Source organism: Bradyrhizobium sp., from assembly GCF_030693485.1.
Lineage (GTDB): Bacteria > Pseudomonadota > Alphaproteobacteria > Rhizobiales > Xanthobacteraceae > Bradyrhizobium.
The window spans coordinates 1-7,620 of sequence record NZ_JAUYAN010000165.1; the positions used below are offsets into that span (position 1 = coordinate 1).

Below are 7,620 nucleotides of genomic sequence, written 5' to 3' on the forward strand. Positions count from 1 at the left end.
CCGGCCCCGGCGTTTCGAGCGGATCGAGACCGGCATCGAGGTCGCGCCCGTGGTATCCTCCTCCGCCAGCGTGTTCCACTCGCCGCAGGACTCGCACTTGCCCTGCCAGCGATTGAACGCCGCGCCGCAGTTCTGGCAGACAAAGGAGAGGGTGGATTTGGCCATGGGTGAGGTGCGCCGGATTCGGGTGTTCTTATTTTGTTCTATATCCTATTACGAATCGGTTCGCGACAGAAAACTCGTGTTCCCTTTTGAAAGAGGCCTCCTCCGAAGTAGAGACGCGTAACCAAATCTAACCACTTTCCTGAGATTTTATCGGCACTTGAGGGAATTCCATGGCCGAAACATCGATTGAGTGGACTGATGCAACCTGGAATCCCGTGGCTGGCTGCACGGTACTGACCGCAGGTTGCACGAATTGCTACGCCATGCGGATGGCGGCCCGGCTAGAGGCGATGGGCACTGAAAAGTACCGCGGCCTCACCCGAAAAAGCGGAAGGCGGGCTGTCTGGACGGGCAAAATTCGACTGGACGAAAAGTCGCTGGGTGCCCCGCGCGCTTGGTCCAAGCCGCGCAAGGTTTTCGTCAACTCAATGTCCGACCTTTTTCATGATGATGTGCCGGTTGAATTCATCGCTCGGGTTTGGGAGGTGATGAAGGATACGCCTCGGCACACGTATCAGATACTCACCAAGCGCCCTGAGCGCATGGCCGAGGTTCTGGCCAAGCCACCATTCGAAATTCTGTCGAACGTCTGGCTCGGCGCCAGCGTCGAGGACGATCGCGTCCTGCATCGGTTGGATGCAATTCGGCAGGTGCCGGCTGCGATCAGGTTCGTTTCGCTTGAGCCGCTAATTGGGTCTGTAGCTCGGGGCGACCTGACCGGCATTCATTGGGCAATTGTGGGAGGTGAAAGCGGACCTCGTGCTCGCGAAATGAAGCCGGAGTGGGTGGACGAGATAGAGGCAATGTGCCGCCGGTCAGGGACAGCATTCTTCTTCAAGCAGTGGGGCGGCAAGAACAAGAAAGCGGCTGGTCGGATGCTCAACGGCAAAACCTACGATGAGATGCCAGAACTGAGGCCGTGACCTTATCGATACTTCTCAAAAATGCCGTCGATTATCTTTTGCGCGACCAGTTTCTGCGAAGCAAAGAAAAGGTAATACACAACAGCATTGGTGCTGTTCTTCATCGGTAGAGGCTCGGCGACAAATTGAAATCCGGCAACTTTCCGCAGCCTTTCGCGAAACGCGCTCACAATCGCATCATTGCCTTGCTTTACGATGTCTGGCGCACCAAACAAGTTGCCTTGGGGATGTTCAGAATAGGCCGCTTCTCGCCACGATTCATCACCCCAAAAACTGTTCATTCTATCAATGCCGTCCTGCGGAACGGCGCGGGGATTGCGCCAGATCGCGTTCCTGTTCATGTCCATCACGGGAAAATTGAGAAACATGTCGATGGCCCGGGACTGTCCTGCCATCTCCATCGCGCGCCATTCCAAGTGGAGGCCGTAAGGATCGAACAGGCAGAGCGCCCGTTTGTAGTTCTCGTACTTGATCGTCGGCAAAAGCGTGTGGATGAGATACTCCGAGGCGTCGCCTGTTTCGATTTGAACGTTGCTGCGGCCGGCACATAGAGCCTTGAGGTGCGCCGTTTTTTGCGCATCCATATCGATGAAAACAAACTCGTCGAAAGGGGGTGACGTGTTCAGAGCACGGGCGGGGCTGCCGTGGATTTGTCCGCCACTGCGTTTCGAGATGTGGACGCCGGCGCCACTGAATGCATCGACGTAAAACTTCTTCAACCGTGGCTGATTAGCAAAGGCTCTCGTATACGCTGAGCCGTATTTTTCGACGATCTCAAGCTTTAACTCTGACCAAATGCCGACCTTATCAAACTTGAACGGCGGCGTGTTAGCCATTGTCATCCTCTCGCGAGATCTTAGCCGCGGGCCGGTACAATCCGATAGCCCCCTGACGAGCCCGTCCACGTTAACTTAGTCGATTAGGTAGGCAACAGGTATCGTTGATGGTCATCACGCCAACAGTTCGTCCATTGGCTTGACCGGAACGCCGCATCATCAGCGTATCGGCTGAGCGTGGAATTCCCGTTCATCCTAGCCTTCGAAAAACCGTCCCGCGATCCGCTCCACCTCTTTCCACGTCCGCGCCAGATGCACCGCCCCCGCATCCCGCAGCTTCACATCATGGCCGTCGCGGATATGGCTGGCGGCGTAGAGGCCGACGGCTGTCATTCCCGCCGCGACGGCGGCCTGGATGCCACCGGTGCTGTCTTCGATGGCCAGGCATCGTTCCGGGCTGACGCCCAGCCTGGCGGCGGCGAACAGGAAGATGTCGGGATGCGGTTTGCCGCGGGCGACCATGTCGGCGCTGAAGACGCGGTCGCCAAATTCGGTTTCCATGCCCAGTACCGAAAGGCAAAGCTGCAGCCGATCGATCGAACTCGACGAAGCGATAGCCCGGGGGATGTGGGCGAAGCGCCGGATGAAATCGGCGGCGCCGCTGACTTCCTTCAGATCGGTCCGAAAGCGATCCAGCGTCGCGTGCTTGAGGTCGTCGGAAAAATTCGTTGGTAGCGGCTTGCCGGTCGCGGCCTCGATTTCAGCCATCACATCAACCCACCTGCGGTGGGCAAAGCGGGAGAGCGATTGATCGAGCGTGGTGGAATAGCCAAGCCCGGTAACGGTTTCCGCCAGCACGGTATTGGCGATCGCCTCGCTGTCGGCGATGACGCCGTCGAAGTCGAAAATCAGCGCGCTCATTCTTTAATCCCTGGGGATCAAGAAGCCCACACGCTTGTTATGCGATCCGCCGGCGAAATGGACTCCACAACGCCTGGGCAGGCAAACAATTTCTGTTGCGGTGTGTGACAACCTGAAAGCCGCAGGCTGGCGCTTATGCCGGATCTGCCCTGGTCGCCAGCACCTTGTCGATGCGCCTGCCGTCGAGATCGACGATCTCGAACCGCCAGCCGCCGGCCTCGATCCTGTCGCCGACGGCGGGAATGGTGCCGAATTCCTGCAGCAGGAAGCCGGCGAAGGTCTGATAGGGTTTTGAGGGCGGCAGGACGATGCCGAGCAAATCGGCGAAGGCGACGGCCGGCATCCAGCCCGATATCAGATAGGAGCCGTCGTCACGCTTCACGAAGGGAAGCTCGGCGGGGCCCTCTTCGGTGTGGAACGTGCCGACGATCGCCTCCAGAATATCGGCGCGGGTCACGACGCCCTGGAAGGTGCCGTATTCGTCATGGATCAGGCCCATATGCACGGGAGAATCGCGCAGGATGGTGATGACGTCCCGCGCATCGACGGTTTCGGGGATGATCGGCGCCTGGCGGATCAGCTGGCTGATATCCGGCGTCTTTCCCGACAGGCAGGTGTCGAGCATATCCTTGGCGTTGACGATCCCCAGCACGTGGTCGCGGTTGCCGTCGAATACCGGGAAGTGGGAATGATTGCTGGCGGCGATGGTCGCGGCCGCCCCGGCAATCGGTTCGTTGACGTCGATCATGCTCACTTCATGCCGCGGCGTCATCACGGCGCCGACCGGCAGGTCGCCGAGCCGCATCACGCCGGCGATCATTTCCTTTTCGCCGGGCTCCAGCACGCCCGCATTCTCGGCCTCGACGACGAGGGTGCGGATTTCCTCCTCGCTGATTTTTTCCTCCGCCGCACCCCTGTGGCCGAGCAGCCAGAGCAGCGCCTTGCCGGAGCGGTCCAGCAGCCATACCAGCGGCAGCGAAATTTTGGACAGCAGCATCATCGCCGGCGCCACCTTGACGGCGATCGCCTCGGGATCGCGCAGCGCGATCTGCTTCGGCACCAGTTCGCCGACGATCAGCGAGGCGTAGGTGATGCCGGCGACGACGACGCCGACGCCGATGGTGTCAGCGAGACCCTTCGTCAGCCCGATCTCGGTCAGCCATGCGGTGAGGCGCAGACCCAGCGTCGCGCCGGAGAAGGCGCCGGACAGCACGCCGATCAGCGTGATCCCGATCTGCACGGTGGACAGAAACTTGCCCGGATCGGAGGCGAGTTCGAGCGCCCGGCGCGAACCCCTGACGCCCTTGGCGACCAGCGCCGTCAGCCGCGCGGGCCGCGCCGAAACGATGGCCAACTCCGACATCGCGAGCAGGCCATTGACGACGATCAGGACCGCAACGATCCCGAGTTCCAGATACAGCACGCCTCAGCCTTGTTGATCGGGATCGTCGTCCGGCGGATCGATCACAATAGTCCAGCCTCGCGTTCGACGAGGACAACGCCCAAGATAGGCATTGCCGGGGTGACTTGCCAGATTGGCATGCTGTCGCACCCCCCGCATCGGTTCCCATCAATTCGGGAATGAAACACCATTTGCGCGCGTCCAGATGGCGACGGGTTGCTCGATGCCGCGGACGATGCAGGCCGGCTTCTCGACCAGATGCATGAAGTCGGCGTTCCCGCATTTGCCTTCCGCGCGCGCCCGCTGCACCAGTTCGTGGCTGACCACCAGCGCGCAGCCGAATTCGCGGGTCAACGACTCGAGCCGGCTCGCCGCGTTCACCGTGGTGCCGATGACGGCGAATTCGAGCCGGTTCAATCCGATATCGCCGAGCACGACGGGGCCGTAGTGCACTCCGAGGCTGAGCTGGATCGGCGGCTCGCCGCGATGCTTTCGCTCGAGATTCAGTTCCTCCATCGAATCGATCATGGCCTGCGCGCAACGCAGCGCATTGCTGGCGTCGCAATCCCCGTTGAAGGGGGTGCCGAACGTCGCCATCAGTCCGTCGCCGAGGTATTTGTCCAGCGTTCCGTCATGGCGGAAAACCTCGCGCTCCATCCGCTCATGAAAACGCCGCAGCGTGCCAATCACCTCGGTCGGACTGCGACCGTCGGAGTAGGCGGTGAAGCCGACGATATCGGCGAACAGCACCGCGACATCCTGGGTTCGAACCTGCTTCAGCGGCTCGTCGTTTTTCGACAGCTCCGCGACGACATTGGGTGAAAAGTAGCGCGCCAGATTGGCGCGCTCGCGCTCTATCCCGGCATGGCTGATCAGGAGCGCATTGGAACGGCGCGCTGCCAGCGCCAGGATCATGGCGACGATCATGAAGACGGTGATTTCCTGAAACCGCCCGCCGACACCGATCGCCGCGGGGTCGATGATCTCGAACAGCCGGATGTCGGCGCCTGTGGCCGCGCGCACGCGTTCGGACAGCGCGGCATGGGTTTCCGGCTGCAGGTAAACCCAGGTGACGGCGATCGCCCACAACGCTGAGGTCCAGGCGCCCATCGCCACCACGGTGCGCCACGAATAGGCCAGCGTCGCGGTGGCCAGGAAAATGAAGAAGTAGATGAAACTGTCGAACCGGAACTGCATGGCAAGCGGCCAGTTCACGGTGCTCCAGGGATTGGGCAGGACACTGAGGATGGTCAGCAGCGCCAGATCGCAGAACATCAAGAAGAGCTCCGGCCGGGACCGGCCGGTGGTCCTGCCGACCTTGAGCTGGGCCCAGCCGATCACGGCAAACAGGCTCAGCATCGCGACGTAATAGAGCACTTCCCGGTTCGGATTGATGATCGGCAGGGTGACGGCGGTCACCGCCAGCGCCACCCAGCGCGCGCGGACCGCCAGCAGCAAGCCCTCACGCTTGCTGTCGGCAAGGGCCGCTTCGGCGAATTTCAACGTGGCCTGTCGGGCCTCGGTCCGTTCGACCGGCCCACTGCGGGAAAACGGAATGTCGCTGGTATCCGCCAATACGCTCAAACCACGCACTCCTGATTTTGCAGCGGGATCATGCGCCGATGAAGGCGTTGAACAGCATCGCACCGCCCGCCACCAGCATGATACCATCCATCACCAGCCGAAACACGTCCGGCTCGAGCCGCAAGACAAAACGTCTGGCGATGAAGGCTCCCGCCATCAGCGACGAACCGGCGATCAGGCCCTTCAGCGCGACATCCGCTGTCAGCGCGCCGAACTGCTGGAAGGTCAGGGATTTACTGACATACAGGCCGAGCGAGCTTGCGGCTTCGGTGGCGAGAAACGCGCCTTTGGTCAGTCCATAGAACAGGAACAGCGGCACGCTCAGGGGCCCGGTCGACACCACGATGCCAGTGATGTAGCCGATCACGGCGCCGCCGATCGCGAGGTGCCAGAGCGTCACCTTCAGATCATGGCGGGCGAGCCAGTGCCGCACCGGCACCATCGCGATCAGGAACAGTCCGATCGAAATATCCACTGCGCGCGGCGGCAGCACCAGCAGCGTGCGCGCGCCCAGCGCCGCTGCCGGAATGCCGGTCACGGAGTAGGCGGCGCAGGCGCGCCAGTCGACCTCGCGCCACCAGGCCAGGATGCGCGACAGGTTCGCCATCACGGCGGCGACCGCCATGATCGGCACCGCCTGCTGTGGCCCGTATTGATAGACCAGCACCGGCATCAGCATGATCGACGACCCCGTGCCGACGATACCGGAGATGGTGCCGGCGGCGAGCCCGACCACGAGGACGAAGAGGAAGCTCAACGTGGATCTTCCAAGGAGGCCTCGGAGCCGAGTGAGGGCATGCGTCAGGAGACTTTCTGTGGCTGAGCAAAAATATCGAAAACAACCCCATGTACAGTAGGAAAAAGGTAATATGATACCTAAAGTAGCATGCTCTGTCGGGAGGCGCGGCGTCTTCGTAACACCGGCCTGCGTTGGCTACGGATGCGGTCCCCAGGGCGCCGCAAGCAGGAGCTTTACTTCCTGGGTCATGACCAGCGGCCGAAATTTGCCGGCGAAGTTCATGAAGTCGGGATTGGCGAACAACGCTTGCCAGGATTTGCGGCGATCGGCGTCGTCGTCGAATTTCCAGAGATGGACGATCTGGTTGATGGTGCCGACGTCACTTTGAAAGTATCCGACCAGCTTCCTGTCGTGTTCACCCTTCTGCATCGCCGGAAATCCGATCTCCTGGTACAGCTTCACGGCTTCCGCCATTTTACCAACGTAGAGAGTGTAAGTGCGCAGCTCATAGATCGCCATGATGTGACTCTTCCTTGAAAAGTGTGTTTGCAGACTGTTTGATTAGAGCCGAAAGGGCTCTGTGTGACTAGCCGAAGGGCAGGCTTGCTCCAATTCAGAAGCCGGAGCGCTATCGCAGCACGATCCATGCCGGGGCGTGGTCGCTGGCGCCTTCCTCGCCGCGCGGCTTGCGGTCGACGCCGGCCTTGATCAAACGAGGCGCCACCGCGGGGCTCAGCAGCAGGTGGTCGAGGCGCAAGCCGGCATCGCGCGGCCAGCGGTTGCGCTTGTAGTCCCAGAAGCTGAACATCGGCTTGTCCGGATGCAGTTCGCGGATCGCGTCGCACCAGCCCTGGGCCAAAAGCTGCCTGAAGGCGGCGCGGCTCTTCGGCTGGATCAGCGCGTCCTTGTCCCACGATCGGGTCGGATAGATGTCGAGCGGCGCGGGCGCGACATTGTAGTCGCCCGCCAGCACCACCGGAATGTCCTGCTTGATGAATTTGGCGGCGTGCAGCCGCAGCCGCCTGAACCAGGCGAGCTTGTAGTCGAATTTCGGCCCCGGCTGCGGATTGCCGTTCGGCAGATAGATGCTGGTGACGACGATGCCGTTGA

General features: G+C 61.2%; 8 protein-coding genes and 1 pseudogene. 1 reads left to right on the forward strand and 8 read right to left on the reverse strand.

The window, feature by feature from the left end; translation table 11 throughout:
* Window positions 1-165: pseudogene (locus Q8N40_RS12050) on the reverse strand (DNA repair protein RadA); the annotation flags it as partial.
* Between the two features lie 170 nt (window positions 166-335).
* Between Q8N40_RS12050 and Q8N40_RS12055 the strand changes: the two are divergent.
* On the forward strand, window positions 336-1,088 hold the full coding sequence (locus Q8N40_RS12055; RefSeq protein WP_305711970.1) for a DUF5131 family protein: 753 nt from the start codon (window positions 336-338) through the stop codon (window positions 1,086-1,088).
* A gap of 2 nt (window positions 1,089-1,090) precedes the next feature.
* On the opposite strand, the gene Q8N40_RS12060 is transcribed toward Q8N40_RS12055, so the two are convergent.
* From Q8N40_RS12060 to Q8N40_RS12090, 7 genes are all read right to left on the reverse strand, one after another.
* Window positions 1,091-1,924: a three-Cys-motif partner protein TcmP gene (locus Q8N40_RS12060; protein WP_305711971.1), complete on the reverse strand. Its 834-nt coding sequence runs from the start codon at window positions 1,922-1,924 to the stop codon at window positions 1,091-1,093.
* A gap of 195 nt (window positions 1,925-2,119) precedes the next feature.
* Window positions 2,120-2,785, reverse strand: coding sequence for an HAD family phosphatase (locus Q8N40_RS12065; protein WP_305711972.1), 666 nt, complete (start codon window positions 2,783-2,785; stop codon window positions 2,120-2,122).
* Between the two features lie 133 nt (window positions 2,786-2,918).
* Window positions 2,919-4,208 carry a hemolysin family protein gene (locus tag Q8N40_RS12070; protein ID WP_305711973.1) on the reverse strand — a complete coding sequence of 430 codons (1,290 nt, stop codon included), beginning with the start codon at window positions 4,206-4,208 and terminating at the stop codon, window positions 2,919-2,921.
* 147 nt (window positions 4,209-4,355) lie between these two features.
* Window positions 4,356-5,771, reverse strand: coding sequence for an adenylate/guanylate cyclase domain-containing protein (locus Q8N40_RS12075; RefSeq protein WP_305711974.1), 1,416 nt, complete (start codon window positions 5,769-5,771; stop codon window positions 4,356-4,358).
* Window positions 5,772-5,799: 28 nt separating this feature from the next.
* On the reverse strand, window positions 5,800-6,528 hold the full coding sequence (locus Q8N40_RS12080) for a sulfite exporter TauE/SafE family protein (protein ID WP_305711975.1): 729 nt from the start codon (window positions 6,526-6,528) through the stop codon (window positions 5,800-5,802).
* A gap of 177 nt (window positions 6,529-6,705) precedes the next feature.
* Window positions 6,706-7,029 carry an NIPSNAP family protein gene (locus tag Q8N40_RS12085; RefSeq protein ID WP_305322401.1) on the reverse strand — a complete coding sequence of 108 codons (324 nt, stop codon included), beginning with the start codon at window positions 7,027-7,029 and terminating at the stop codon, window positions 6,706-6,708.
* A gap of 109 nt (window positions 7,030-7,138) precedes the next feature.
* The coding region (locus tag Q8N40_RS12090) for an exodeoxyribonuclease III (protein ID WP_305711976.1) at window positions 7,139-7,620 on the reverse strand (482 nt) is incomplete at its 5' end.

Coding starts and splice junctions, on each gene's coding strand:
- Q8N40_RS12065 (WP_305711972.1), bottom strand. CDS start 2,785: ATGAGCGCGCTGATTTTCGACTTCGACGGCGTCATCGCCGACAGCGAG.
- Q8N40_RS12055 (WP_305711970.1), top strand. CDS start 336: ATGGCCGAAACATCGATTGAGTGGACTGATGCAACCTGGAATCCCGTG.
- Q8N40_RS12060 (WP_305711971.1), bottom strand. CDS start 1,924: ATGGCTAACACGCCGCCGTTCAAGTTTGATAAGGTCGGCATTTGGTCA.
- Q8N40_RS12085 (WP_305322401.1), bottom strand. CDS start 7,029: ATGGCGATCTATGAGCTGCGCACTTACACTCTCTACGTTGGTAAAATG.